Annotated in this window: 24 protein-coding genes; 11 read left to right on the top strand and 13 right to left on the bottom strand. The window is 62.8% G+C overall.

Features of this window, described 5'->3' with window-relative positions; genetic code table 11:
* The first annotated feature begins 116 nt into the window (after positions 1-116).
* The 3 genes from BUS12_RS27735 to nadC all read left to right on the top strand — a co-directional run bounded on the left by BUS12_RS27735 (position 117) and on the right by nadC (position 3,516).
* Positions 117-1,313: a DesA family fatty acid desaturase gene (locus BUS12_RS27735; RefSeq protein WP_074300573.1), complete on the top strand. Its 1,197-nt coding sequence runs from the start codon at positions 117-119 to the stop codon at positions 1,311-1,313.
* Between the two features lie 152 nt (positions 1,314-1,465).
* Positions 1,466-2,605: a quinolinate synthase NadA gene (gene nadA / locus BUS12_RS27730; protein ID WP_074300572.1), complete on the top strand. Its 1,140-nt coding sequence runs from the start codon at positions 1,466-1,468 to the stop codon at positions 2,603-2,605.
* Positions 2,605-3,516 carry a carboxylating nicotinate-nucleotide diphosphorylase gene (nadC, locus tag BUS12_RS27725; protein WP_074300571.1) on the top strand — a complete coding sequence of 304 codons (912 nt, stop codon included), beginning with the start codon at positions 2,605-2,607 and terminating at the stop codon, positions 3,514-3,516. Before nadA ends, nadC begins: the two co-directional genes overlap by 1 nt.
* Positions 3,517-3,681: 165 nt before the next feature.
* On the opposite strand, the gene nadB is transcribed toward nadC, so the two are convergent.
* From nadB to radC, 4 genes are all read right to left on the bottom strand, one after another.
* The gene (gene nadB, locus BUS12_RS27720) at positions 3,682-5,280 is read right to left on the bottom strand and encodes an L-aspartate oxidase (protein ID WP_074301743.1); all 1,599 of its coding nucleotides are present in this window, start codon (positions 5,278-5,280) and stop codon (positions 3,682-3,684) included.
* 281 nt (positions 5,281-5,561) lie between these two features.
* The gene (gene rpmG, locus BUS12_RS27715; RefSeq protein ID WP_074263557.1) at positions 5,562-5,729 is read right to left on the bottom strand and encodes a 50S ribosomal protein L33; all 168 of its coding nucleotides are present in this window, start codon (positions 5,727-5,729) and stop codon (positions 5,562-5,564) included.
* A 10-nt stretch (positions 5,730-5,739) separates the two neighbouring features.
* Positions 5,740-5,973, bottom strand: coding sequence for a 50S ribosomal protein L28 (gene rpmB / locus BUS12_RS27710; protein ID WP_007180631.1), 234 nt, complete (start codon positions 5,971-5,973; stop codon positions 5,740-5,742).
* A 275-nt stretch (positions 5,974-6,248) separates the two neighbouring features.
* Complete coding sequence (radC, locus tag BUS12_RS27705; RefSeq protein ID WP_143788557.1) at positions 6,249-7,061, bottom strand: RadC family protein; 813 nt, start codon at positions 7,059-7,061, stop codon at positions 6,249-6,251.
* 308 nt (positions 7,062-7,369) lie between these two features.
* On the opposite strand from radC, the gene BUS12_RS27700 reads away from it, so the two are divergent.
* The 7 genes from BUS12_RS27700 to BUS12_RS27670 all read left to right on the top strand — a co-directional run bounded on the left by BUS12_RS27700 (position 7,370) and on the right by BUS12_RS27670 (position 13,980).
* Positions 7,370-7,825, top strand: a complete 456-nt coding sequence (locus tag BUS12_RS27700) for an FKBP-type peptidyl-prolyl cis-trans isomerase (RefSeq protein ID WP_074300570.1) — start codon at positions 7,370-7,372, stop codon at positions 7,823-7,825.
* A gap of 2 nt (positions 7,826-7,827) precedes the next feature.
* Complete coding sequence (ispH, locus tag BUS12_RS27695) at positions 7,828-8,787, top strand: 4-hydroxy-3-methylbut-2-enyl diphosphate reductase (RefSeq protein ID WP_074300569.1); 960 nt, start codon at positions 7,828-7,830, stop codon at positions 8,785-8,787.
* Between the two features lie 541 nt (positions 8,788-9,328).
* Positions 9,329-10,099, top strand: coding sequence for an ABC transporter substrate-binding protein (locus BUS12_RS27690; RefSeq protein ID WP_074300568.1), 771 nt, complete (start codon positions 9,329-9,331; stop codon positions 10,097-10,099).
* A gap of 226 nt (positions 10,100-10,325) precedes the next feature.
* Positions 10,326-11,276: a branched-chain amino acid ABC transporter permease gene (locus BUS12_RS27685; protein ID WP_074300567.1), complete on the top strand. Its 951-nt coding sequence runs from the start codon at positions 10,326-10,328 to the stop codon at positions 11,274-11,276.
* Positions 11,277-11,298: 22 nt separating this feature from the next.
* Positions 11,299-12,468 (top strand): ABC transporter permease subunit, encoded by a 1,170-nt coding sequence (locus BUS12_RS27680; protein WP_074300566.1) that lies wholly within the window; start codon positions 11,299-11,301, stop codon positions 12,466-12,468.
* Between the two features lie 19 nt (positions 12,469-12,487).
* The gene (locus tag BUS12_RS27675; RefSeq protein ID WP_074300565.1) at positions 12,488-13,264 is read left to right on the top strand and encodes an ABC transporter ATP-binding protein; all 777 of its coding nucleotides are present in this window, start codon (positions 12,488-12,490) and stop codon (positions 13,262-13,264) included.
* Positions 13,264-13,980 carry an ABC transporter ATP-binding protein gene (locus BUS12_RS27670; protein WP_074300564.1) on the top strand — a complete coding sequence of 239 codons (717 nt, stop codon included), beginning with the start codon at positions 13,264-13,266 and terminating at the stop codon, positions 13,978-13,980. Before BUS12_RS27675 ends, BUS12_RS27670 begins: the two co-directional genes overlap by 1 nt.
* Positions 13,981-14,040: 60 nt before the next feature.
* On the opposite strand, the gene BUS12_RS27665 is transcribed toward BUS12_RS27670, so the two are convergent.
* From BUS12_RS27665 to BUS12_RS27655, 3 genes are all read right to left on the bottom strand, one after another.
* Positions 14,041-14,523, bottom strand: a complete 483-nt coding sequence (locus tag BUS12_RS27665) for a GNAT family acetyltransferase (RefSeq protein WP_074301741.1) — start codon at positions 14,521-14,523, stop codon at positions 14,041-14,043.
* Between the two features lie 22 nt (positions 14,524-14,545).
* Positions 14,546-15,730, bottom strand: a complete 1,185-nt coding sequence (locus tag BUS12_RS27660; protein ID WP_074300563.1) for an acetylornithine transaminase — start codon at positions 15,728-15,730, stop codon at positions 14,546-14,548.
* A 321-nt stretch (positions 15,731-16,051) separates the two neighbouring features.
* Positions 16,052-17,083: a CDP-6-deoxy-delta-3,4-glucoseen reductase gene (locus tag BUS12_RS27655; protein WP_074300562.1), complete on the bottom strand. Its 1,032-nt coding sequence runs from the start codon at positions 17,081-17,083 to the stop codon at positions 16,052-16,054.
* A 67-nt stretch (positions 17,084-17,150) separates the two neighbouring features.
* On the opposite strand from BUS12_RS27655, the gene BUS12_RS27650 reads away from it, so the two are divergent.
* Positions 17,151-18,194 (top strand): NAD-dependent epimerase/dehydratase family protein, encoded by a 1,044-nt coding sequence (locus BUS12_RS27650; RefSeq protein ID WP_074300561.1) that lies wholly within the window; start codon positions 17,151-17,153, stop codon positions 18,192-18,194.
* Here the strand turns inward: BUS12_RS27650 and BUS12_RS27645 are convergent.
* The 6 genes from BUS12_RS27645 to BUS12_RS27620 all read right to left on the bottom strand — a co-directional run bounded on the left by BUS12_RS27645 (position 18,187) and on the right by BUS12_RS27620 (position 23,550).
* Positions 18,187-18,375: a hypothetical protein gene (locus tag BUS12_RS27645; protein WP_074300560.1), complete on the bottom strand. Its 189-nt coding sequence runs from the start codon at positions 18,373-18,375 to the stop codon at positions 18,187-18,189. The two genes, BUS12_RS27650 and BUS12_RS27645, sit on opposite strands and share 8 nt — an antisense overlap.
* Before the next feature lie 166 nt (positions 18,376-18,541).
* The gene (locus tag BUS12_RS27640) at positions 18,542-19,246 is read right to left on the bottom strand and encodes a pseudouridine synthase (protein WP_074300559.1); all 705 of its coding nucleotides are present in this window, start codon (positions 19,244-19,246) and stop codon (positions 18,542-18,544) included.
* Positions 19,247-19,395: 149 nt separating this feature from the next.
* On the bottom strand, positions 19,396-20,220 hold the full coding sequence (locus tag BUS12_RS27635; RefSeq protein WP_074300558.1) for a quaternary amine ABC transporter ATP-binding protein: 825 nt from the start codon (positions 20,218-20,220) through the stop codon (positions 19,396-19,398).
* 36 nt (positions 20,221-20,256) lie between these two features.
* Positions 20,257-21,243, bottom strand: coding sequence for an ABC transporter permease (locus BUS12_RS27630; RefSeq protein ID WP_074301740.1), 987 nt, complete (start codon positions 21,241-21,243; stop codon positions 20,257-20,259).
* A gap of 85 nt (positions 21,244-21,328) precedes the next feature.
* On the bottom strand, positions 21,329-22,369 hold the full coding sequence (locus tag BUS12_RS27625) for an ABC transporter substrate-binding protein (protein WP_083640646.1): 1,041 nt from the start codon (positions 22,367-22,369) through the stop codon (positions 21,329-21,331).
* 41 nt (positions 22,370-22,410) lie between these two features.
* Positions 22,411-23,550 carry a mandelate racemase/muconate lactonizing enzyme family protein gene (locus tag BUS12_RS27620; protein WP_074300557.1) on the bottom strand — a complete coding sequence of 380 codons (1,140 nt, stop codon included), beginning with the start codon at positions 23,548-23,550 and terminating at the stop codon, positions 22,411-22,413.
* Positions 23,551-23,631 lie beyond the last annotated feature (81 nt).

The raw sequence follows: 23,631 nt of genomic DNA, 5'->3' as shown, positions 1-23,631 counted from the left end.
CCAATCTGTTCGTATGCTTTCACTTTCTTGACACCGCGTTTTTGGTTAGTCTCTCGGTTACTCTGTACGTGTTGTCTTTTGGTGTCCTGTCACTCTCGTTCCACAGGTAAATTGCCTTGTTGAATTCCTTGCTTGATTTTCTTGCCCACGGTCTGCTGCGCTTCTCGTGGTGGCAACTCGCGGTGTACACGGCCGTGGTGACGCACATCACGATCATTGGCGTGACGGTGTATCTGCACCGCTGCCAGGCGCACCGCGCCCTCGACCTGCATCCCGCGGTCAGTCATTTTTTCCGCTTCTGGCTGTGGATGACCACAGGCATGTTGACCGGCCAATGGGCCGCGATTCACCGTAAGCACCACGCCAAGTGCGAGACCGAAGAAGATCCGCACAGCCCGCAAACGCGCGGCATCTGGAAGGTGTTGCTGGAAGGCGCCGAGCTCTATCGCAGCGAAGCGAAGAACGAAGAAACCATGCGCAAGTTCAGTCACGGCACGCCGAACGACTGGATGGAACGCAACGTCTACACGAAGTACCCGATTCTTGGCGTGAGCCTGATGATGGTGCTCAACGTCGCGCTGTTCGGCCTCGTCGGCCTGACGGTCTGGGCCGTGCAGATGATCTGGATTCCGTTCTGGGCGGCGGGTGTTGTCAATGGTCTCGCGCACTTCTGGGGCTATCGCAACTTCAACTCGGCTGATGCGAGCACCAACATTTTCCCGTGGGGCATCCTGATCGGTGGCGAAGAACTGCACAACAACCACCATACGTATGCGACGTCGGCCAAGCTGTCGAACAAGTGGTACGAGTTCGATATCGGCTGGATGTATATCCGTATCATGTCGGCCTTCCGTCTGGCCAAGGTGAAGAAGATTGCACCCACGCCGCGCCTGACCACCGGCAAGCTCGTGCTGGACCAGGACACCTTGCAGGCCGTGCTGGCCAACCGCTACGAAGTCATGGCCCGCTACGGTAAGGCGCTCAAGCGCGCATATCGCCAGGAACTGGCGCACCTGAAGGAAGTGGGCGCGCGCGAAAAGTACCAGGTGATGCGCGGTGCACGTAGCTGGTTCCACAAGGAAGAAGCCGGCCTCGACGAACCGCAGAAGCGTCAATTGCCGCAAATCTTCGCGAACAGCCAGAAGCTGCGCACCTACATCGAGTTGCGTAACGAGCTCGCAGCCATGTGGGAGCGTTCGAACGCCTCGCGCGAACAACTGCTCGTGCAATTGCAGGATTGGTGTCATCGTGCAGAACAAAGCGGTATCAAGGCACTCCAGGAGTTTGCGACGCGTCTGCGCCGCTATGCCTGAGCCAGGAAACTAAGCACGAAATCTATTAAGATTCAGGTTCGTCACAAAACCCCGCGTTGGCGGGGTTTTGCTTTTTTGGGCCGCATAAAACGTCGGACGCGAGGCATAAGGCGCACGGCGATCTGCGGCGCATCAGCAGGGCAGAGGGGATCATGAATCAGCAGGCGATCAGGAGCGTCGAATACGACCGGCCGCAGGCGCAGGGCTTGACCTGCGGCATCGGACAGGCGTGGGCCAAGGTGCCCGAGGCGCCGTCGGCAGAAGAAAAGGTTGCGCTGAAGGCGCGTATCCGCGCGTTGCTTGAGCGTGAGAAGGCGGTGCTCGTTGCGCACTATTACGTCGACGCGGAGCTGCAGGAGCTCGCCGACGAGACCGGCGGCTGCGTGGCGGACTCGCTCGAAATGGCGCGTTTCGGCCGCGATCATGAGGCGCAGACGCTGGTCGTCGCCGGTGTGCGCTTTATGGGCGAGACCTCGAAAATCCTCAGTCCCGGCAAGCGCGTGCTGATGCCGGATCTGGATGCAACCTGCTCGCTCGACCTGGGCTGTCCCGTCGACGAGTTTTCCGCATTCTGTGACGCGCATCCGGATCGTACGGTGGTGGTCTACGCGAACACCAGCGCAGCCGTGAAGGCGCGGGCGGACTGGATGGTGACGTCGTCGATCGGCCTCGAGATCGTCGCCGACCTGCACGCGCGCGGCGAAAAGATTATCTGGGCGCCGGACCGGCATCTCGGCAGCTACATCCAGAAGAAGACCGGCGCGGACATGCTGCTCTGGCAGGGCTCGTGCCTCGTGCACGACGAATTCAAGGGGATTGAACTCGATCTGCTGCGCGAACAGTATCCGGACGCCAAGGTGCTGGTGCATCCCGAGTCTCCGGAGAGCGTTGTGGCGCTGGCCGATGTCGTGGGCTCGACGACTCAACTGATCGACGCCGCGCAACGGCTCGATGCGAAGCACTTTATCGTGGCGACGGATCTCGGCATTCTGTACAAGATGCGTCTGGCTGCGCCTGGCAAGACCTTTATCGAAGCCCCGACGGCCGGCAATAGCGCAACCTGCAAAAGTTGCGCGCATTGCCCGTGGATGGCAATGAACGGACTGGCGAATCTGGCCGACGTGCTGGAGCGTGGTCACAACGAGATCCTTGTCGATCGCGCCGTGGGCGAACGGGCGCGCTTGCCGATCGACCGCATGCTCGACTTCGCCGCGCGTCACAAGAAGCGGGTGCAGACGAGCGGCGACCTCGCGAAAGACACGGCATTGTTTTCGAACGTGGGAGCGGCGTAATGGGGGCGGTCGAACAGACATACACGCGGTATCAGGTTGACGCGGTCTCCCCGTTGTTTGCGGAAGTGCGTGCCCAATACGGCGCGGCGTTCGACGTAGCGCTCGCGCGCAATGTTGCCGATGCGCTGGCGGAAGATGTGGGCGCCGGCGATCAGACCGGCCGCCTCGTGCCCGCCGACGATCTACGCGACGCCCGCATCATTGTGCGTGAGGACGCTGTGTTGTGCGGCGTGCCGTGGTTCAACGCAGTGATGCACCACGTCGATCCGCGCATCGACGTGCAGTGGCGCTATCGTGAAGGCGAACTTATGACGGCCGACACGACGGTTTGCAAACTGCGCGGCCCGGCGCGCGCATTACTCACGGCTGAGCGCAACGCGCTGAATTTCCTGCAAATGCTTTCAGGTGTGGCGAGCGCGACGCGCCGCTACGTCGACGCCATCGCCCATACGCAGGCGCGCGTTCTCGATACGCGCAAGACCTTGCCTGGTCTGCGGCTCGCCCAGAAGTACGCGGTGCGCGTGGGCGGCGGCGCCAACCAGCGGCTTGCGCTCTACGACGGCATTCTCATCAAGGAAAACCACATCGCGGCAGCGGGCGGAGTGGGGCCGGCGATGGACGCCGCGCTCGCCTTGAACGCGGGCGTGTCGATCCAGATCGAGGTGGAGACGCTGGAGCAGCTTGAAACGGCGTTGGCGCATCGTGCGCAATCCGTTCTGCTCGACAACTTCTCGTTCGACGCCATGCGCGATGCCGTGCGCCTCACGGCGGGGCGGGCGGTGCTCGAAGTATCGGGCGGCGTGAACTTCGAGACGGTGCGGACGATCGCGGAGACCGGCGTGGATCGTATTTCGATCGGCGCGTTGACGAAGGACGTGCGCGCAACGGATTACTCGATGCGGATTGTCTGATTTTTCGGCTTCGGCTTCGGCTTCGGCTTCGGCTTCAGGCTGCCGTGCCGTGCATCAATGCCTCTGCGGCGAAAAGGCCATCGCACACCAGTGATGGCCTTTTCGCTTTCACGCGGGTTCGGTCGGGACGATGGATGACCCGCCGCCCGCACGATAAACCGCGTATCAGATGTTGCGGTTCCGCACGTTCTCGGGCGACAGCACTGTCGGCAATGCTTTCGGTAGCGCGGCGGGCCAATCGCGGCTGAAATGGAGTCCACGGCTTTCGCGCCGCGAGCGGGCGCTGTCGACGATTAGCGACGCCACGTCCACCAGGTTGCGCAATTCGAGCAGATCGCGGCTTACCTTGAAGTTTGCGTAGTACTCGAGGATTTCGTCGCGCAGCAGCGCGAGGCGATGCCTGGCGCGGGCAAGCCGCTTGTCGGTTCGCACGATGCCGACGTAATTCCACATCAGGCGGCGCAATTCGTCCCAGTTGTGAGCGACGACCACTTCTTCGTCCGGGTCGGACACGCGGCTCTCGTCCCAATCGGGCAGCGGCGCATGGGCGGCGGCGCTGAAACCTTCCGCTTCGATGGCGGCCGCCGCGGAGCGGCCGATCACGAGACACTCCAGCAGCGAATTGCTGGCGAGGCGGTTGGCGCCGTGCAATCCGGTGCAGGAGGTTTCGCCGACCGCATAGAGGCCCGACAGGTCGGTGCGGCCTGCCAGGTCCGTGACGACGCCGCCGCAGGTGTAGTGCGCCGCGGGCACGACCGGAATGGGTTCTTTGGTGATGTCGATGCCGAACTCGAGGCAGCGCGCGAGGATGGTCGGAAAATGCTCTTGCAGGAAACTCGCGGGCTGATGACTGATATCGAGGTACACGCAGTCGATGCCGCGCTTCTTGATCTCGAAGTCGATCGCCCGCGCGACGATGTCGCGCGGCGCCAGTTCGGCGCGCTCGTCGTGCTGGGGCATGAAGCGCGTGCCATCCGGCAGCTTCAGAATGCCGCCTTCGCCGCGCACCGCTTCCGAGATCAGAAAGGATTTGGCGTAGGGATGGAACAGGCAGGTCGGATGGAACTGGATGAATTCCATGTTCGAGACGCGGCAGCCGGCGCGCCACGCCATGGCGATACCGTCGCCGGTCGCGGTGTCCGGGTTCGTGGTGTAGAGGTACACCTTGCCCGCGCCGCCCGTGGCGAGCACCGTATGCGGCGCCTCGATGGTGACCGTGCGGCCGCTTTCCAGATCGAGCGCATACAGCCCGTGACAGCGTCGGCCCGGCAGGCCGAGGCGGTCCGACGTGATCAGGTCGATGGCATAGTGATTTTCCAGCAGCGTGATGTTCGGATGTCGGCGCACGCGCTCGCTGAGCGTGGCGACGACCGCGTGGCCGGTGGCGTCCGCTGCATGAATGATCCGGCGGTGACTATGGCCGCCTTCGCGCGTGAGGTGAAAGCCGAGTTCGGCCGCATCGTCTTTGGTGAACGGCACGCCCTGGGCGATCAGCCATTCAATGGCTTCGCGCCCATGTTCGACGATGAACCGCGTGGCCGCTTCGTCGCACAGGCCGCCGCCGGCAATCAGCGTGTCGCTGACATGGTTTTCGATGCTGTCCGCGGAATCCAGCACGGCGGCGATGCCACCCTGTGCCCAGTCGCTCGCGCCTTCGGTCATTGAAACCTTGGCAATCACCGCGACCCGCCGCGTCTCCGCCAGATTCAATGCAACACTCAGACCCGCCAGGCCGCTACCGACAATTGCCACATCAAAATTCATTTCCTGCGTCTCCATCGCTTGATCAGCCGTTGCGACTCGTGTCGCCGCTCACCGATAAACGAGAGAGGATACGCGTCGCATGACTCGAGGGAAAGCTAGCCGAATGGCCAATGCCGCAAGCAAAGGAGAACGTGCAGGGAAATGGGCTGAGACGCTCAGGTACGCTCAGGGCCGCGGTTCGCACGACGTTGATGGGCGGTGCTGAAAAAAGCGCGCTGAAAACAAAAAGCCCCGCACGGATGCGGGGCTTTCGTCTTCGTCAACAAACAGGAAGCAAGATCTTATTTGATCTTGGTTTCCTTGTACGGCACATGCTTGCGGACGACGGGATCAAACTTGCTGATCTCCATCTTTTCCGGCATGTTGCGCTTGTTTTTCGTCGTGGTGTAGAAGTGACCCGTGCCTGCGGTCGATTCCAGCTTGATCTTGTCGCGTGCGCCTTTTGCCATCATTTACTCCTTAGGCTTCACCGCGTGCGCGCAGATCTGCGAGCACAGCGTCGATACCGTTCTTGTCGATCAGACGCAGGCCGGCGTTCGAAACGCGCAGACGCACCCAACGGTTTTCGCTTTCCACCCAAATACGGCGGTTTTGCAGGTTCGGCAGGAACCGGCGCTTGGTCTTGTTGTTCGCGTGGGAAACGTTGTTGCCGCTCATCGGCGCTTTCCCAGTTACTTGGCATACGCGTGCCATATGAGAGCACTCCTAATACGCTAATTCTGAGTTCGGACGCCGCGAAAGTTATCCGGAAGGGTTGCGATGATTACTCAGTCGCTTATCCGCCGGAAGGCCTTTGATGGCTTCGGAACAGGGTTGGAAACAGGCAAACCGGAATTCTAGCAGAAAAAAACCCGATAAATCAAACCTTATTTGCGATCGGCCATGGGGGCAACCGTACGACAACGGCGCGACGGCGTAAGGGCGCAGCAGCGATACGGCGGGCCCCGCGGCGCCGGGACCGCGCAAGCTCACGACCAGCCGGCTCGGGCAAACGAGAACGTCTCGTGCGTGCCGATCACGAGATGATCGACCAGTTGGACGTCGATCAACGCAAGGGTGTCGCGCAGCACCTGCGTCAGGCGCCGGTCGCTGGCGCTGGGTTTGACCGCGCCGGAGGGGTGATTATGCGCCACGATCATGCTGGCTGCATTTGCCGCTAGCGCGCGGCGGACGATTTCGCGCGGATAGACCGCCATGCGCGTGAGCGAACCGCGCGAGCTTTCTTCAAAGTCGATCAGGCGGTGCCGGGCGTCCAGAAAGAGGCACACGAAGACTTCATGGGGCCTGGAGCCGATCAACAGGCGCAAATAGTCTTCGACTGCTTCGGGGGAATCGATCAGCGGCTTTTCGCGCATCTTTTCCACGAGCGAGCGCCGCGCCAGTTCGAGGATGGCGAGCAACTGGGCCGTTTTCGCCGGGCCGATGCCCGGCAGGCCGTCGAAATCCGCCGGTGTGGCGTCGAGCAGCGCCCGCAGCGAGCCGAATCGCTTCAGCAGGGAGTGGGCGATGCGAAATACATCGTGCCCCGGCAGCCCCGAACCGAGCACCAATGCGACCAGATCGGCATTGCTCAGGGTTGCGGGCCCGAAATCGAGCAGGCGTTCGCGCGGCATATCGCGTTTGCCGCGCGAACGCTTGCGTCCGGTGGGCCGGCGCGGGGTTGCCCACGATGTATCCGGGCGGGCCGCGCTGAACGCGAGCACGTCCGCCCCGAACTTGTCTGGCCTGGCGGCGGGGGTGCCCGGTCCGTGCGGCTCGGGCACCCCCGCGCATGCGGCCAGCCTGAGCCTGGCCGGCCTGCGCGCCGCCGCTTGGGGCGCCGCTAGCCCGGACACTTTCGCCGCAGCGTTGGTCTCTACAGGATCTGCCGCTGTTTCCACGCAGGCGTAATCGTCCATCTCATTGTTCTCCGGTTAGAAGGCGGGAAAGTCCTCACCTGTGGCGGCAGCGGATACGATGCACCCAAGCCGCCGCTGGATATGTGGCTTACAATAGGGCCTTTGCGCACGGCACCATGACGGTTTGCCACCCGCACCGGCTGCGCTCTGCGCGCACGTGTGCGGCGCGTCCCGACTGAACGAGTTATTGCATGAGCATCATCGACATCTCTGAAGTGAAACCCGGTTCGCACGTCACGCTCCATTACCGGCTTTCGCTTGCCGATGGCGCCGAAGTCATCAACACCTTTACCGAAAAGCCGGCCACGCTCCTGCTGGGCGCCGGTCAACTGGCTCCGCCGCTGGAAGATATTTTGCTGGGATTGAAGGTCGGCCACCATTCGACCTTTCAGCTAACGCCGGAGCAGGCGTTCGGCCCCCGCAATCCGGAACTGCTTCAGCGGGTTTCGCTCGCCACGTTGCGCGAAAACAGCATGATCGGTGAGGATTTTTCGCCGGGCGATCTCGTCGAATTCAACGCACCAGGTGGCGGACGTTACGCAGGCGTGTTGAAGGAAGTCGGCGAAACGTCCGCCCTGTTCGATTTCAATCACCCGCTCGCCGGCCAGGCGTTGGCGTTCGAAGTGAAAATCATCGGGATTCTGTAAACATGAGCACCACGGATACGACTCTGACTGAAGCCGAGATCCTGCTGGCGCAACCGCGTGGGTTTTGCGCGGGTGTCGATCGGGCCATCGAAATCGTCGAACGCGCGATCAAGCTGCACGGTTCACCCATCTACGTGCGCCACGAAATTGTCCACAACGCCTATGTCGTCGAGGATCTGCGCAAGAAGGGCGCCATCTTCATCGAGCAGCTGGAAGAAGTGCCGGCCGGCAATACGGTGATCTTCAGCGCGCACGGCGTCTCCAAGACCGTGCGCTCGGAAGCCGAATCGCGCGGCCTGCGGGTTTATGACGCAACCTGTCCGCTCGTCACCAAGGTGCATATCGAAGTGGCGAAGATGCGCCAGGAAGGCTTCGATATCGTGATGATCGGTCACAAGGGCCACCCGGAGGTCGAGGGCACGATGGGGCAGGCGGGCGAGGGCATGTATCTCGTCGAAGATATCGAGGACGTGCAGGCGCTGCAACTCGCCGACCCGGAACGGATTGCGTTCGTCACGCAAACCACGCTGTCGGTCGACGATGCGGCCGAGATCATCGCCGCGCTCAAGGCCAAGTATCCGGCCATCAAGGAGCCGAAAAAGCAGGACATCTGTTACGCCACGCAGAATCGCCAGGATGCGGTCAAGTTCATGGCGCCGCAGTGCGACGTGGTGATCGTGGTGGGCAGCCCGAACAGTTCCAATTCGAACCGCTTGCGCGAGGTTGCCGAGAAGCGCGGCATTCCTTCGTATATGGTGGACTCGCCCGACCAGATCGATCCGGCCTGGATCGTCGGCAAGCGCCGCATTGGCGTGACAGCCGGCGCCTCGGCTCCCGAGGTGCTCGCCCAGGCGGTCATTGCCCGTTTGCGCGAACTGGGTGTGCGCAACGTGCGCGCGCTTGAAGGCATCGAAGAAAACATCGCGTTTCCGTTGCCGCGCGGTTTGGGCTTGCCGGCCTGACATTCCGCTCACGTCTCTGTAAGAAAGCGCGCCTTGGGCGCGCTTTTTTTATGTCCCCCGAGGAAGCGGCGCTTTCCATTAATAAGTGCCAAATCACAAAAATGGAGCTGTTTTCAGCGCACGCCACACAAATTTTCTGCGTCCCGATGATTTTATTTTATCGTCCGGGCAATGATCGATCCCCATTTGTGACCGTGATATTCGACACTGGCGATTTTTGATGCACTAACATTGTGCGGACAGTCCGGCCGATATAGAAACGTAGTACCTATCGCTCAGCGCGATGAAATCAGGCGGCCACCACGATCGCTGCAACACTTGATGCTGCTGGGGTCTACGATGGTGCAACTGATGCACGAAAAAATGTCGCAACCGGGTTGCGCCTTTTGTGCGTTATTGCTCACAAAATGCGGTTGCAATGCAGGAAAACCCTGCCGTTTCAACAATATTGCCCATCGCATAATTGGAGTTACAATGCGCGCGTTCTCAAGGCCTCCGGGTCTCGAGCAATGAATTTGGCAAGGCGCTGGAGACCTACTTAATGCGAGTCAAGTTTGCTTACGCCGTGTCCGCTCCGGCCGCGGTAGAGATGCTGACCGCGTGCAGCAAGAAGAGCGATGTCGAGGCGGGCACGGGCGCAACGAGCGCCATCGCCGGTCATGCGGCCCCATTAATGGGAAGGATTGCCTATCCAGGCAAACACAACGAAAACGGGACGCGATTGGCGGTTGAGGAAATCAGCATCGAGCGGCGGGCGAGCGGCAGCCAGCGCGTCCCGTTAGCAAATGACGAGGTCCCGGAGATCCGGGCCATTCTCACCATGTTCAAGCGTGTTCAGCCGGACGTAGGCCAGTCCGGCGGAATGAACACGACGGACGGGGCGCATGCGAAGCAGGCGGCCACGTCCGGTATCGGGGCACAAATCCTTGGCGGCGACGGCGTGTATACCGCCAAGGTGGGGGAGCTGGCGGAATCCGCCATGCGCAACCCGGTCTGTTCGAAGGCGGGTGTTGTGCTTTCGATGCGGAACCCGGGAGCGGACTTCAAGCAGCAGGCCGAAGACCGTTCCCACACGCCGGTGCAGATTGACGCGCCGTTCACGCATGACGCTTTGTGCGTGATCGTCGATGCAATGAAGCGCGCCAACTCAATCGACGCGCCCAAGGTGCTGGCTGCGATGCCGTCCACCGGTTACAACGGGGTAACCGGCCACATCGCATTCGACCACAAGGGTGATTTGAAAGAAGGCGCCATTACGCTTTACGACTTCAAGGACAGCGAAGCAGCGGTCCTCGACGCCGTAGAGATGTAATGACGGTAGTACAGCCTGACGGCACCTGGCCCACCCATTGGTGTCGTTTTTGCATCCGGTGCCGACGAAGCGGCGACTGCATCCCGGTCGCATGACGAGTTGGCGGCGGATAACCCTTACCGGTCTTTTACATCAGTACCCGCAGTGCCGTTGCGATTCCGTACAACATGACCGCCCACCGGTCGATGCAGACGCGAATCCAGTCGCACGGGCTAAGGAGCATTAAATGGATATCTTCATCCAGCAGATCCTCAACGGACTGGTGCTTGGCAGCGTTTACGCCATCATCGCACTGGGCTATACGATGGTTTACGGCATCTTGGGCATCATCAACTTCGCGCACGGCGATGTGTTGATGGTGGGCGCGATGGTTGCGCTCTCAGCCATAGGCGTGCTTCAGAACCACTTTCCGGGGCTAGGCAATGTGCCGACGCTCATCATCGCGTTGATCATCGCAGCGGTCGTGTGCTCGGTGGTCGGCTATACGATCGAGCGCGTGGCCTACCGGCCGTTGCGCCGTGCGCCGCGTCTCGCGCCGCTGATCACCGCCATCGGCGTGTCGATCCTGCTGCAGACGCTCGCGATGATGATCTGGTCGCGCAATCCGCTGCCGTTCCCGCAACTGCTGCCTACCGATCCGCTCAACGTGATCAAGGCCGGCCCCAACAATCCGGGCGCCGTGATCTCGATGACTGAAATCGTCATCATCGTGGTCGCGTTCCTCGTGATGGGCGGGCTGCTGCTGCTCGTGCACAAGACGAAGCTCGGTCGCGCCATGCGTGCGATTGCCGAAAATCCGAACGTCGCGAGCCTGATGGGCGTGAATCCGAACTTCGTGATCTCCGCCACCTTCATGATCGGCTCGGCGCTCGCTGCGCTGGCCGGCGTCATGATCGCCTCGGAATACGGCAACGCGCACTTCTACATGGGCTTCATCCCCGGTCTGAAGGCCTTTACCGCGGCTGTGCTGGGCGGCATCGGCAATCTCGGCGGCGCCATGGTCGGCGGTGTCGTGCTTGGCCTGATCGAACAGTTGGGTGCGGGCTACATCGGCAACCTGACGGGTGGCGTGTTCGGCAGTAACTACCAGGACGTGTTCGCATTCATCGTGCTGATCGTCGTGCTGGTGTTCCGTCCGTCGGGCCTGCTTGGCGAACGTGTCGCAGATCGCGCCTGACCTGGGCTAAGGAGCAAATAACATGACCTCAATTCAACCGATCGAGCCGTCCACGACGCTCATCCCTGAAAAGAACATGACGAAGACCCTGACGGTCGGCGTCATCACCGCGATCTTCGTCATCGCCGCACCGATGATCATCGGTGCAGTCGGCGGCAACTACTGGGTGCGCGTGCTCGACTTCGCGATGCTGTACGTGATGCTGGCACTGGGCCTGAACGTGGTGGTCGGCTTCGCCGGCCTGCTGGACCTGGGCTACATCGCGTTCTACGCGATCGGCGCCTACACGACGGCCCTGCTGTCGTCGCCGCACCTGACGACCCAGTTCGCCTGGATCGCGCATCTGTTCCCGGGCGGCCTGCATACGCCGTTCTGGATCATCGTGCCGATCGCCATGGCGCTCGCGGCGATGTTCGGCGTGCTGCTCGGCGCTCCGACGCTGCGTCTGCGCGGCGACTACCTCGCCATCGTGACGTTGGGCTTCGGGGAAATCGTGCGGATCTTCATGAACAACCTCGACCGTCCGGTGAACATCACCAACGGGCCGCAGGGGATCACGGGGATCGACCCGGTGCAGGTCGGCGGCTTCAGTCTCGCGCAGACCCATACGTTCCTCGGCTTCCAGTTCACGACGGTGTACATGTATTACTACCTGTTCGTGCTGTGTGCCTTGCTGGTGATCTGGGTGTGTACGCGTCTGCAGCACTCGCGGATCGGCCGTGCATGGGCCGCGATTCGTGAAGACGAAATCGCCGCCAAGGCGATGGGCATCAACACCCGTAACGTGAAGCTGCTGGCGTTTGCGATGGGCGCATCGTTCGGCGGCCTGTCGGGCGCGATGTTCGGCGGCTTCCAGGGCTTCGTGTCGCCGGAATCGTTCACCTTCTGGGAATCGGTCGTGGTGCTGGCCTGCGTGGTGCTGGGCGGTATGGGCCACATCCCGGGCGTGATTCTCGGTGCGGTGCTGCTCGCGGTGTTCCCGGAATTCCTGCGCTCGACGATGGGTCCGCTGCAGAACATGATCTTCGGCCATGAAATTGTCGATACGGAAGTGATCCGTCAGTTGCTGTACGGTCTCGCGATGGTTCTCATCATGCTGTACCGCTCGGAAGGCCTGTGGCCGGCACCGAAGCACGAGGACAAGATTGCGAAAATCGCGAAGCGCAACAGCAAGAAGCCGGTGCGCGCCTAAGGCCTGGAGGAGAAATCTAATGAGCGACAATCAAATCCGCCTGTCCGTCAAGGGCGTGAACAAGCGTTTCGGCGGCCTGCAGGCACTGTCCGATGTGGGCCTGGAAATCAAGGCCGGTGAGATCTACGGTCTGATCGGTCCGAACGGCGCCGGCAAGACCACGTTCTTCAATGTGATCACGGGGTTGTACACGCCGGACTCCGGCGACTTCAGGCTCAACGGCGAGACCTACACGCCGACCGCGGTGTACCAGGTTGCGAAGGCCGGCATTGCCCGTACGTTCCAGAACATCCGTCTGTTCGGCGGCATGACCGCGCTGGAAAACGTGATGGTGGGCCGTCACGTGCGCACGAAGCATGGCCTGATCGGCGCCGTATTCCAGACGCCGTCGGAGCGCAAGGAAGAGCGCGAGATCAAGGAACGCGCGCTGGAGTTGCTGGAGTACGTCGGCGTGCTGCAATACGCGGACTACACCTCGCGCAACCTGTCGTATGGTCACCAGCGTCGTCTGGAAATCGCTCGTGCGCTGGCTACGGATCCGAAGCTGCTGGCGCTGGACGAACCGGCCGCCGGCATGAACGCGACGGAGAAGGTCGAACTCACCAAGCTGCTCGACAAGATCCGCAGCGACGGCAAGACGATCCTGCTGATCGAGCACGACGTGAAACTGGTGATGGGCCTGTGCAACAACATGACAGTGCTCGATTACGGCAAGGTGATTGCCCAGGGTCTGCCGCAAGACGTGCAGAAGGACCCGAAGGTGATTGAGGCATATCTGGGTGCGGGGGTCCACTGATGGCTACGGCAATGTTGAAAATCAAGGGCCTGCAGGTCAATTACGGCGGTATTCAGGCCGTCAAGGGTATCGACCTGGAAGTGGCGCAGGGCGAACTGGTCACGCTGATCGGCGCGAACGGCGCAGGCAAGACCACGACCATGAAGGCGATTACCGGCCTGAAGGCGTACGCGGCGGGCGACATCGAGTACATGGGCGAGTCGATCAAGGGCCTGCCCGCACACGAGCTGCTCAAGCGCGGTCTGGCGATGGTGCCGGAAGGCCGTGGCATCTTCTCGCGCATGTCGATTGTCGAGAACATGCAGATGGGCGCGTATCTGCGTAACGACACGGACGCCATCAAGGCGGACGTGGATCGCATGTTCGGCTTCTTCCCGCGTCTGAAGGAACGCGCTTCGCAGTACGCGGGCACGTTGTCGGGCGGTGAGCAGCAGATGCTGGCGATGGCGCGCGCAATCATCAGCAAGCCTAAGCTGTTGTTGCTCGACGAGCCGTCGATGGGCCTGTCGCCGATCATGGTCGAGAAGATCTTCGAAGTGGTGCGGGCGATCTCGGCCGAAGGCATGACCGTGCTGCTGGTCGAGCAGAACGCGCGTCTGGCGTTGCAGGCGGCCAATCGCGGCTACGTGATGGACTCGGGTCTGGTGACGATGTCCGGCGACGCGAAGCAGATGCTGGATGATCCGAAGGTTCGGGCTGCTTATCTGGGTGAGTAAGCTTCGCTGACCTGCTAAGGAAAAAAGGCCGCATGCGTCGTTCGATGCATGCGGCCTTTGTCATTTCAGACACATGACGTCCGGCGCGGCGTCGGCGAATTCCCCCAGCCGCTTGCCCATACTGATCACAGCATCTGCGCGATATCCGAGCGCTTCATAAAACCCGCGAATATCTTCCTTCGCCGAGAGCACCTGCAGATTCACCTTTGGGCAGCCGCGCGCGGTCAGCGCCGCCTCCGCATGTGCGACCAGCCGCGTGCCGATGCCGAGCCGCCGCCGCGTCGTGTCCACTGCGAGCGAGTACATCCAGCCTCGGTGCCCGTCATAGCCCGCCATCACCGTGCCGACCAGCTGTCCCTCGAACTCGGCGATGAAGAACAGTTCCGGCTGCGTGGTCATCTTGTTGGCGATCGACAGATGCGGATTGCGCTGCGGCCGTGTGAGGTCCCGGTACTCGGGGAACGCCTCTTGCCACAGCGCGACCACGGCATCGGTGTCGCGGGCTTCGAAGCAGCGGATCGAGAGCGGTGCGGTCGTCGTCATCGTCATATGCGCTCCGGGCGGATTACAGGGTGTCGAGAATCGACCGCAGCATGGCCATCATCTGGTCGATTTCTTCGTTCGTCACGTTCAGCGCCGGCATGAAGCGCAGCAGGTTGGGGCGCGCCGCGTTCAGCAGCAAGCCGTCCGGCTGCATGTTGCGAGCCTTTTCGACGATCTGGTTGCCGATGTCCTTGCCGAGCAGCAGCGCGCGCAGCAACCCTTCGCCACGTTCGCCCTCGAAACCGCGTTCTTCGGATAGCTCCAGCAGCTTCGCGCGCAGATATTCGCCGCGCGCCCGCACGCCTTCGAGGAAGTCCGGCGCGGTCAGTTGCGAGATCACCGAGTAACCCACCGCCGTCATCAGCGGGTTGCCGTTATAGGTGCCGCCCTGATCGCCGGCTTCGAACACTTCGACCGCGGCCTTGCACAGCAGCGCCGCCAACGGCACACCGCCGCCGATGCCCTTGCCGAGCGTCATGATGTCAGGCTCGATACCCGACAGCTCATACGCGAACAGCGTGCCTGCACGGCCGCAACCGCTTTGCACTTCGTCGACGATCAACAGGAGGTTGTGCTTCTGCGTCAGCGCGCGCAGTTGCTGCATGAACTCACGCGTCGCGGGGATCACGCCGCCTTCGCCCTGGATCGGTTCGAGCATCACGGCGACGGTCTTGCCGCTGATGAGCTTCTCGACCGAGGCGATGTCGTTCAGGTCGGCCTTCGGGAAACCCGGCACTTGCGGCGCGTAGATGGTGTCCCAGCCCGGCTTGCCGCTTGCCGACATGGTGGCGAGCGTGCGGCCGTGGAAGCTGTGGTCGAACGTGATGATCTCGAAAGCGCCGTCCTTATGCTTCTTGCCCCACTTGCGAGCGAGCTTGATGGCGCCTTCGTTGGCTTCGGCGCCGCTGTTCGCGAAGAACACCTTGTCGAAGCAGCTATGCTGCGTGAGCAGGCCCGCGAGCTGCGCCATCGGCGCGTTGTAGAAGGCCGGCGACGGATTGATCAACAGTTGCGCCTGCTTGTTCAGCGCGTCGATCATGCCTTCGTTGCAATGCCCGAGGCTGTTGACGGCCCACCCCTGGATGAAGTCGAGGTATCGCTTGCCGGTGTTGTCGTAGATCCACGAACCCTTGCCGTGCGTGAAAACGATCTCGGGCCGGTTGGTGATGTACATCAGCGACTCGACGGGGTACTCATTGAAATTCATGGCGGCAGGCTCCGGGCGTTGCAGGGGTGAAGGATCGGAAAAAGGAAACGGCAAAAACAAAAAAGCCACGGCATGCCGTGGCTTTCGTGATTCGAACAACATGCGCCTGATCGGCGCGAATCCGTGACAAAGCCGGCGGCGTCCCTAAGGGAGCAGCGAGCGGCGACGTCGAAGTTCGGACTGGATGCGGTTCATGGGCGAAAGAATACGACAACGCGAGCGCCGGTGTAAACCATGAATTTAGTCGGCGGCGGATTTTTTGGGTCCGCCGCGTGGGCTTTCAGAGCTTACGGTGGCGCGCTTCATGGCTTCACCGGCGAGTTACACCGGGTTGGCGAGATCCGCTGCGCTCGTGAAGGAATCCGCATAGAACTCGTCTTCCGGCAGGCCGTGGTGCTGCGTGAAATCGCGCTGCGCCGATTCGACCATCACCGGTGCGCCGCAGGCGTACACCTGATAACCCGACAAGTCTGGCAGGTCTTCGATGACGCTACGATGAACAAAGCCGGTACGGCCGGTCCAGGCGTCGCTCGGGTCCGGCTCGGACAGCACGGGCACGAACTTGAAGTTCGGGATCTCGCGCGCCCATTGCTCGGCGAGCTCCAGCAGGTACAGGTCTTTCTTGCGGCGCGCGCCCCAGTAGAGGGTCATGGGCCGCTCGAGATTCTTGAACGCCGCGTGTTCGACGATCGCCTTCAGCGGCGCGAAGCCGGTGCCGGAGGCGAGCAGCACGATCGGCTTGTCCGAATCTTCGCGCAGGAAGAAGGTGCCGAGCGGCGCTTCGAAGCGCAGGATGTCGCGCTCTTTCATGGTGTTGAAGACGTGATCGGTGAATGCGCCGCCGGGCATATGGCGGATGTGCAGTTCGATCGGGCCTTCGACGTGCGGCGCATTCGCCATCGAATAGCTGCGGCGCTTGCCGTCCTTCAGGATGAATTCGAGGTACTGGCCGGCGAGATATTGCAGACGCTCGTTGGCGGGCAATTGCAGCTTCAGCACGACGACGTCGTCGGCCTTGCGTTCGATTGCGTTCACGCGGCACGGCAGCTTCTTGACCTGCACATCGCCGACGCCGGCCACTTCGCGGATGTCGATCTCGAGATCGGTGCATGGCGTCGCGCAGCAGAAGAGCGCCATGCCGCGGGTCTTTTCGTCGTTCGACAGCGCCGACGACGAGTGCTGGCGCTGTTCGACTTCACCGCTCAGCACGGTGCCCTTGCAGGAGCCGCAGGCGCCGTTCTTGCAGCCGTACGGCAAGCCGATGCCCTGGCGGAGGGCGGCGGTCAGGACCGGTTCATCGGGTTCTACTTGAAACTGCCGGCCGCTTTGCCGGAGGGTTACATTAAATGCCATAGCGTGTTCGAGTTCGAAGAGTCGGTAATCGGTGCGAGCCGTCCTTGACGGCTACAATGCGTCCACCATGAAAGCCATACGAAACTTGCGCCGGCCGCGCGTGCTCATTGTGGGCTGCGGCGATGTCGGCATGCGTTGCGTCGAACTGCTGCGGCCGCGCGCGCGCCTGTTTGCGCTGACAAGCCAGCCTGCCCGGTGCGCCGAATTGCGCGCGGCGGGCGTGACGCCGATTGTCGGCGACCTCGATGCGCGCAGCAGCCTGAAGCGGCTCGCGGGCCTCGCACCGCGCGTGCTGCATCTGGCGCCACCACAAAAGACCGGTGACGACGACCGCCGCACACGCGGGTTGCTCGCGGCCCTGAGCGCACGCCGCATCCGTCCGGCACGCGGTGCGGTTGCGCCGGTAGCACGGCTGCGCCGCCTGCGCGCTGCATGGATGGAACGGGAAACAGCCGATATTGTACCCGACGGGGTAGGCCGCCCTGCCGCTAGGCGCCCGCCCGTGCGTATGGTTTACGCCAGCACGACGGGGGTTTACGGCGACTGTGGCGGGGCGCTGATCGACGAAACGCGTACGGTCCGCCCGGCCAATCCGCGCGCGATGCGGCGGGTCTCGGCCGAACGGCAATTGCGGCGCGCCACCGCGCGCGGCGCCGTGCAGGCGAGCATCGCGCGGATTCCCGGCATCTATGCGGGCAACCGCTTGCCGCTCGCGCGGCTCGAAAAGCGCACCCCCGCGCTGATCGATGCGGACGACGTCTATACCAGCCATATCCACGCCGACGACCTCGCCGCGATTCTGGTGCGCATGATGCGGCTCGGGCGGCGCGGGCGGGTGGTCCACGCGTCGGACGATACGACGCTGAAAATGGGCGAGTACTTCGATGCGGTGGCCGACGCGTACGGCCTCGAACGTGCCCCGCGTATCACGCGGGCGCAAGCGGAGGCGCAACTTGAACCGATGATGATGTCGTTCATGCGCGAATCGCGGCGGCTCGTGAACGAGCGGATGAAGCGCGAACTGCGCGTGCGTCTGCGCTATCCGACGGTAGCGGATTTCCTGCGCAGCGCGCAGGGTGACGCGACACCCGCCTCAAGCGATCTCAGGTGAGCGCGGGCAGCGCTTCCAGCAGCAGGAAGCACAGGACCGCGCCGACCAGCGCGCCGATCAGGCTCGGATGATACTTGTGGCGCACACGCATGACGAACAGCAGCGCACCCACCAGGACCACAGCAAGGCTGATAAACCCAATGATCGCGGCCGGGATCTCGAACGAATTGTTGATGATCATGGCGCCCCTCCCTGAACCTTTGTAGTCATTCTTTAATCGAGTATAGAGCGACTTGTCAGGAAGGGCATGCTGCGTCGCAGCGCAAACGGAGCGGCGACGCCGTCCTGGGTGGGGCGGTGCACACAGGACGCTCGACGCCACGGGGCCGCGCGGCCCGCTTACCGGTTTACCCGCTCCGTAAAGATCCGAGGTCGGTTTCGTCGAGCCACTGCCATGCGCCTTCGGCCAGGGTGGCAGGCAAGCTCAAGCCGCCGATCCGCTCGCGATGCAGCGCCTCCACGCGGTTGCCTGCCGCCGCGACCATGCGCTTGACCTGATGGTATTTGCCTTCGAGCACGGTGAGTTCGAGCGCGTGCTCGCTGCGTGCCTGTGCCGCGACGGCGGCGATCGGTTTCGGCTCGCCGTGCAGCAGCACGCCCTCGCGCAGGGCGCCGAGTTGCGCATCGTCGAGCGGATGGCGGGTGGTCGCCACGTAGACCTTCGGCACCTTGCGCTTCGGCGAGGTGAACGCATGGACGAACTTGCCGTCGTCGGAGAGCAGCAGGAGGCCGGTCGTATCCTGATCGAGCCGGCCGACGCACTGCACGCCGCGCGCCGCAAACTGTGGCGGCAGCAGGTTGAACACGCTCAGATGATGCTGCGGCTCGCGCGAGCATTCGTAGCCGGCGGGTTTGTTGAGCAGCAGATAGGCGTGTTCGCGGTACGGCCACGTGATGCCGTCGACGGCGAAGTTGAGCGCCTCGGTCGGCACCTCGGCATCGGGGTCGGCGTGGAGCGCGCCGTCGATCGTCACGCGGCCGTCGGCGATCAGCGCGCGGCATTGACGTCGTGAACCGAAACCCTGGGTAAAGAGAATGCTTTCGAGATTCATGGGGAACGAGAGAACGGCAGGGCGAAATGCAGACGACGGACCGTGGTCCGCAATCTGTCACTTCGCGTGCATTCTACCCGGCGCCGAGCGGGTGCCGTACGCACATAGACGCACGGTCTGCCCCGGGTTCCTCGCTTGATCCGACTGCTTCAATGCGGTACGCCCGCGCGCCGCTCCACGAAGCGCCGCACATAATCGTCGGCGGGACGCGTGAGAATCTCGTCCGGCGTGCCTTCCTGCACCAGCGTCCCGTCTCTCAGGATTGCGATGCGGTTGCCGATGCGCAGCGCCTCATCCAGATCGTGCGTGATGAACACGATGGTCTTGTTCAGCGTCGCCTGCAACTGCAGCAACTGATCCTGCATTTCCGTGCGGATCAGCGGATCGAGCGCGGAAAACGCTTCGTCCATCAGCAGCACGTCGGTATCGGCGGCGAGCGCGCGGGCGAGGCCCACGCGCTGGCGCATGCCGCCGGACAGCTCGTCCGGATAGTGCTCGCCGTAGCCGTTCAGCCCCACCTTGCCGAGCCACGTGCGCGCCTTCTCGTTCGCTTCGGCCTTGCCTTCGCCGCGCGTGCGCAGCGCATACGCGGTGTTGTCGAGCACGGTCTGGTGCGGCAGCAGTCCGAAGTTCTGGAACACCATGCTGACCTTGTAGCGGCGCAGTTCGCGCAGGCCCTGCGGGTTCAGCCTGATGACGTCCGAACCGTCGATCACGATCTCGCCCGCGGTCGGCTCGATCAGCCGGTTGAAGTGGCGCACGAGCGTGGACTTGCCGGAACCCGAGAGGCCCATGATCACGTAAATCTCGCCCGAACCGATGTTCAGGCTCACGTCGTTCAGTCCGACGTTGCAGCCGGTTTGCGCGAGCACGTCGGCCTTGCCCTTGCCGCTTTTGAGCAGGTCGAGCACGCGTGCATGCCCGGTCTCGGGGCCGAACAGCTTGTAGACGTGTCTGACTTCTATCGCTGCCATGTCATTCTCCTGAGCGCTTCTCTGCGTTCCTGACGATTACTTCGCCGCGCGGGTTTCAAGGCCGCCCTGAGCGGCATGAGCCTCACCGTTGGCCTCATCCGCCCCGGCTTCGGTAGCCGCGACCTTGTACGGCACGCGCGACACCGCCTTCGCCTTCCTGCGCAACGCCAGCAGACGCCGCGTACGACGATCCTGTCCATACCCCTGGCTGATCCGGTCGATCACAATCGCCAGGATCACGATCGCAATGCCCGCCTGCGTGCCCTTGCCGACATCGAGCGTCTGAATCCCCGCCAGCACATCCTCACCGAGCCCACGTGCGCCGATCATCGAGGCGATCACCACCATCGACAGCGCCATCATCGTGGTCTGGTTGATGCCGGCCATGATGCTGGGGCGCGCGAGCGGCAACTGCACGTTGACCAGCAACTGCCAGCGCGTCGTGCCGAATGCGCGCGCGGCTTCGACCACGTCTGCATCCACATGACGGATGCCGAGATCGGTCAGACGGATCAGCGGCGGCAGCGCATAGATGATGGTGGCGAGAATCGCGGGCACCTTGCCGAGGCCGAACAGCATCAGCACGGGGATCAGGTACACGAAGCTCGGCAGCGTCTGCATGATGTCGAGCACCGGCAGCAGGATGCGCCGCAGCCATGCGCTGCGCGAGGTGAAGATACCCAGCGGCACGCCGAGCGCGACGGAGAGCACGGTGGCCACCAGCATCAGCGCGAGCGTCTCCATCAGCTTGTCCCACAGACCGAAGCAGCCGATCGCGTAAAGCAGCAGGACGAAGAAGCCGGCGATACCGAGCCGCCGCGTCGCATTCCACGTAATCGCGCCTACGGCAAGCAGGATCAGCCACGGCGGCGTCGCGCGCAATGCGCCTTCGAGCGGCACCAGCAGATAGCGCAGCAGCGCGATGCTGAAGTTATGAAAGCTGTCGCCGTACTGGGTGACGAACGACTGAACCGCGTCGTTGACCCAGTCGGCAATCGACAGGTGCAGGAAAAACGAATGCATGATCAAACCTCCGATGCGCCTGAACGGACGGCGTCAAACGCCATCCGTTCAGCCCAAGCCCAAAGCGTCGCGACGTCGTCGCAGATCAGGCGCCTGCGAGCGAGGCCTGGATCTTCGACGCGACGTCGTTCGAAACCCACGGTTTCCACATTTCCGGATGATCGTGGAGGAACTGTTTGGCCATCGTCTGACCGTCGATCTTCTTGCTGGTCATCTCGAGAATGGTCTTGTTCAGGAAGTCCATCGAGAAGGTCACTTTCGCGTAAGCGGCCATCAGGTCAGGCTCGGCCTGATAGAACGGCGTCGAGACGCCGATCTTCAGGTGCGAGACCAGATACGACGACGCGCATTGCGACGTGCTGTTGTCGGCACGCAGCGTCTCCCAGCACTTCTGGTCGAACGGCGGCATCTTCAGTTGCACGAACTTGTACTTTGCCATCAACGCAGCCGGTTCCCAGTAATAGAACAGGATCGGCTTGCCGCGCTGATAGGCGGACGCGATGGCGGCGTCGAGCGCGGCGCCGGTGCCTGGACGGAAATTCGTGTAGCTGTCGTCGAGCTTGAGCACTTTCAGGAGGCGCGTGTTGACGCGTTCGCAATCCCAGCCGGCCGGGCAGTTGAGGAAACGTCCCTTGCCGGGTTCTTCGTCGTCCTCAAAGAGATCCTTGTATTTCGGCAGATCGGCCACCGATGTCAGGTTCGGTGCGAGCGGCTTGATACCGCGCGCGGGGTCGCCCTTGACGACGTATTCCGGCACGAACCAGCCTTCGTTGGTGCCGCCGGGCAGCGTGTCGCCGATCAGCTTGACCTGGCCGGCCGCGACGCCCTTGGCGATGATCTCCGAGCGGCCTGTCCACTGTTCGCCCCAGACCTGCAGATCGTCGCGTGCGAGTGCCGTTTCGGTGGCGGCGGTGCTGCCCGGCACGGTGTCGGTCTTGCAGCCGTAGCCCTTCTCGGCGATATAGCGCAGTACTTCGGAGGTGAACGAACCGCTTTCCCACGTCACGCCGGCAAAGTGCACCGTCTTGCCGCTCGAGCACCAGGTGCCGGCATGGGCGGCGGCCGGAAATAAGGCACCGGCGGCCAGCGCGACGCAAGCGGCGCGCATCCAGGGTTTGATTTGCATGGTCTGTCTCCGTCTTTTTCGTGTGGGCCTCTTGCGAGGCGTCAGGCGTAAGTACTGCGTGAACTTTGCGTTGCGGCGAGCACGTCTTCGTCGAGCGTCAGACCGAGGCCCGGTTCGTCGGAGAGCGTGAGCCAGCCTTCGCCGTCGACGTCGATCGGCCGCGTCAACATGAAGTCGCGCCGCTCGATCGACCATTCCGGCGGGTCGTATGGGAACTCGATGAAGGGCGCCGACGCGGCGCCCGCCGTCAGATGCAGGTTGGCCGCGAGACCGATGCCGTTGCCCCAGGTGTGCGGGGTGAACACCTTGCCGCGCGCTTCGACCGCCTGCGCGAGTTTGCGCAGGCCTTCCATGCCGAGCGAGCAGGCCACGTCGGGCTGAAACACATCGAGGCAGTCGTGCGCGAGCAACTGATCGAACTCATAGCGCTCGCGGGTCATTTCGCCGCCGGCGATGCGCAGCGTGGTGGCGCGGCGCAGCGCGGCGTAGCCCTCGTAGTCGCCGCGGTGCAGCGGCTCTTCCATCCAGTAGACGTCCTGCTTTTCCAGTTCGCGGGCCACTTCGAGGGCCTCGCTCACCGTCCACGGCGCAGCCGTGTCCCACGGCATGCGCCAGCCCTGGTTGCAGTCCACCATCAGTTCGAGCCGGCTGCCTACCGCGTCGCGCACGGCGGCGAGGGCGGTGAAATCGTCCGCGAGACTCGGGCGGCCGAAGCGGATCTTCAGCGCCGGGAAGCCGCGTGACGCGACGTGCAGCGCCATTTTCGCCATCTCGTCCGGATGCCGGTGCACGCCGCTCGATGCATACGCGCGAATCCGGTTGCTGCGGCCGCCCATCATCTTCCAGCAGGGTTCGCCGCGAATCTTGCCGGCCAGATCCCACAGCGCGATATCGAGCGGCCACGGGCGGCCGGCGTGAAAGCCGATGTTGTCGAGGACGGCGCTATGGCGCGCGAGGTCGAGCGGATCGGTACCGACGAACAGGTGCTGGTAATCGGCGAAGCCGTACATCGCATCGCCCGAGCCGATGCCGACATGACCCGCATCGTCATGGACGCGCACGATCGTGGCGGGAAATTTGCGGCGCGGCTGGCTATCCCACGAGGCCGGGAACGGCGGGTCGAGTTCGAGCTGGTGATGCGTGATGTCGATCCGGCTGATACGAGGTGTCTCACGGCTCATGGGGCGCTCCTGGGTGGATGCCGCAGTGCCGCATCGAGGCGGCACATTGAATTGGGAATGACGTCATGCTATGGAGCCGAA

Origin of the sequence: Paraburkholderia phenazinium (assembly GCF_900142845.1) — a bacterium.
In the GTDB taxonomy this organism is placed as follows: domain Bacteria; phylum Pseudomonadota; class Gammaproteobacteria; order Burkholderiales; family Burkholderiaceae; genus Paraburkholderia; species Paraburkholderia phenazinium_A.
This window is presented reverse-complemented; position numbering and strand designations above follow the sequence as displayed.

What these genes read in the sequence shown, in the direction of transcription:
- BUS12_RS27675 (WP_074300565.1), top strand. Translation starts at nt 12,488, where the DNA reads ATGAGCGACAATCAAATCCGCCTGTCCGTCAAGGGCGTGAACAAGCGT.
- BUS12_RS27655 (WP_074300562.1), bottom strand. Translation starts at nt 17,083, where the DNA reads ATGGCATTTAATGTAACCCTCCGGCAAAGCGGCCGGCAGTTTCAAGTA.
- BUS12_RS27660 (WP_074300563.1), bottom strand. Translation starts at nt 15,730, where the DNA reads ATGAATTTCAATGAGTACCCCGTCGAGTCGCTGATGTACATCACCAAC.
- BUS12_RS27620 (WP_074300557.1), bottom strand. Translation starts at nt 23,550, where the DNA reads ATGAGCCGTGAGACACCTCGTATCAGCCGGATCGACATCACGCATCAC.
- BUS12_RS27635 (WP_074300558.1), bottom strand. Translation starts at nt 20,220, where the DNA reads ATGGCAGCGATAGAAGTCAGACACGTCTACAAGCTGTTCGGCCCCGAG.
- BUS12_RS27640 (WP_074300559.1), bottom strand. Translation starts at nt 19,246, where the DNA reads ATGAATCTCGAAAGCATTCTCTTTACCCAGGGTTTCGGTTCACGACGT.
- BUS12_RS27665 (WP_074301741.1), bottom strand. Translation starts at nt 14,523, where the DNA reads ATGACGACGACCGCACCGCTCTCGATCCGCTGCTTCGAAGCCCGCGAC.
- nadB (WP_074301743.1), bottom strand. Translation starts at nt 5,280, where the DNA reads ATGAATTTTGATGTGGCAATTGTCGGTAGCGGCCTGGCGGGTCTGAGT.
- ispH (WP_074300569.1), top strand. Translation starts at nt 7,828, where the DNA reads ATGAGCACCACGGATACGACTCTGACTGAAGCCGAGATCCTGCTGGCG.
- BUS12_RS27700 (WP_074300570.1), top strand. Translation starts at nt 7,370, where the DNA reads ATGAGCATCATCGACATCTCTGAAGTGAAACCCGGTTCGCACGTCACG.
- nadA (WP_074300572.1), top strand. Translation starts at nt 1,466, where the DNA reads ATGAATCAGCAGGCGATCAGGAGCGTCGAATACGACCGGCCGCAGGCG.
- BUS12_RS27650 (WP_074300561.1), top strand. Translation starts at nt 17,151, where the DNA reads ATGAAAGCCATACGAAACTTGCGCCGGCCGCGCGTGCTCATTGTGGGC.
- rpmB (WP_007180631.1), bottom strand. Translation starts at nt 5,973, where the DNA reads ATGGCACGCGTATGCCAAGTAACTGGGAAAGCGCCGATGAGCGGCAAC.
- BUS12_RS27670 (WP_074300564.1), top strand. Translation starts at nt 13,264, where the DNA reads ATGGCTACGGCAATGTTGAAAATCAAGGGCCTGCAGGTCAATTACGGC.
- nadC (WP_074300571.1), top strand. Translation starts at nt 2,605, where the DNA reads ATGGGGGCGGTCGAACAGACATACACGCGGTATCAGGTTGACGCGGTC.
- BUS12_RS27630 (WP_074301740.1), bottom strand. Translation starts at nt 21,243, where the DNA reads ATGCATTCGTTTTTCCTGCACCTGTCGATTGCCGACTGGGTCAACGAC.
- BUS12_RS27625 (WP_083640646.1), bottom strand. Translation starts at nt 22,369, where the DNA reads ATGCAAATCAAACCCTGGATGCGCGCCGCTTGCGTCGCGCTGGCCGCC.
- BUS12_RS27645 (WP_074300560.1), bottom strand. Translation starts at nt 18,375, where the DNA reads ATGATCATCAACAATTCGTTCGAGATCCCGGCCGCGATCATTGGGTTT.
- BUS12_RS27685 (WP_074300567.1), top strand. Translation starts at nt 10,326, where the DNA reads ATGGATATCTTCATCCAGCAGATCCTCAACGGACTGGTGCTTGGCAGC.
- BUS12_RS27680 (WP_074300566.1), top strand. Translation starts at nt 11,299, where the DNA reads ATGACCTCAATTCAACCGATCGAGCCGTCCACGACGCTCATCCCTGAA.
- rpmG (WP_074263557.1), bottom strand. Translation starts at nt 5,729, where the DNA reads ATGGCAAAAGGCGCACGCGACAAGATCAAGCTGGAATCGACCGCAGGC.
- BUS12_RS27690 (WP_074300568.1), top strand. Translation starts at nt 9,329, where the DNA reads ATGCGAGTCAAGTTTGCTTACGCCGTGTCCGCTCCGGCCGCGGTAGAG.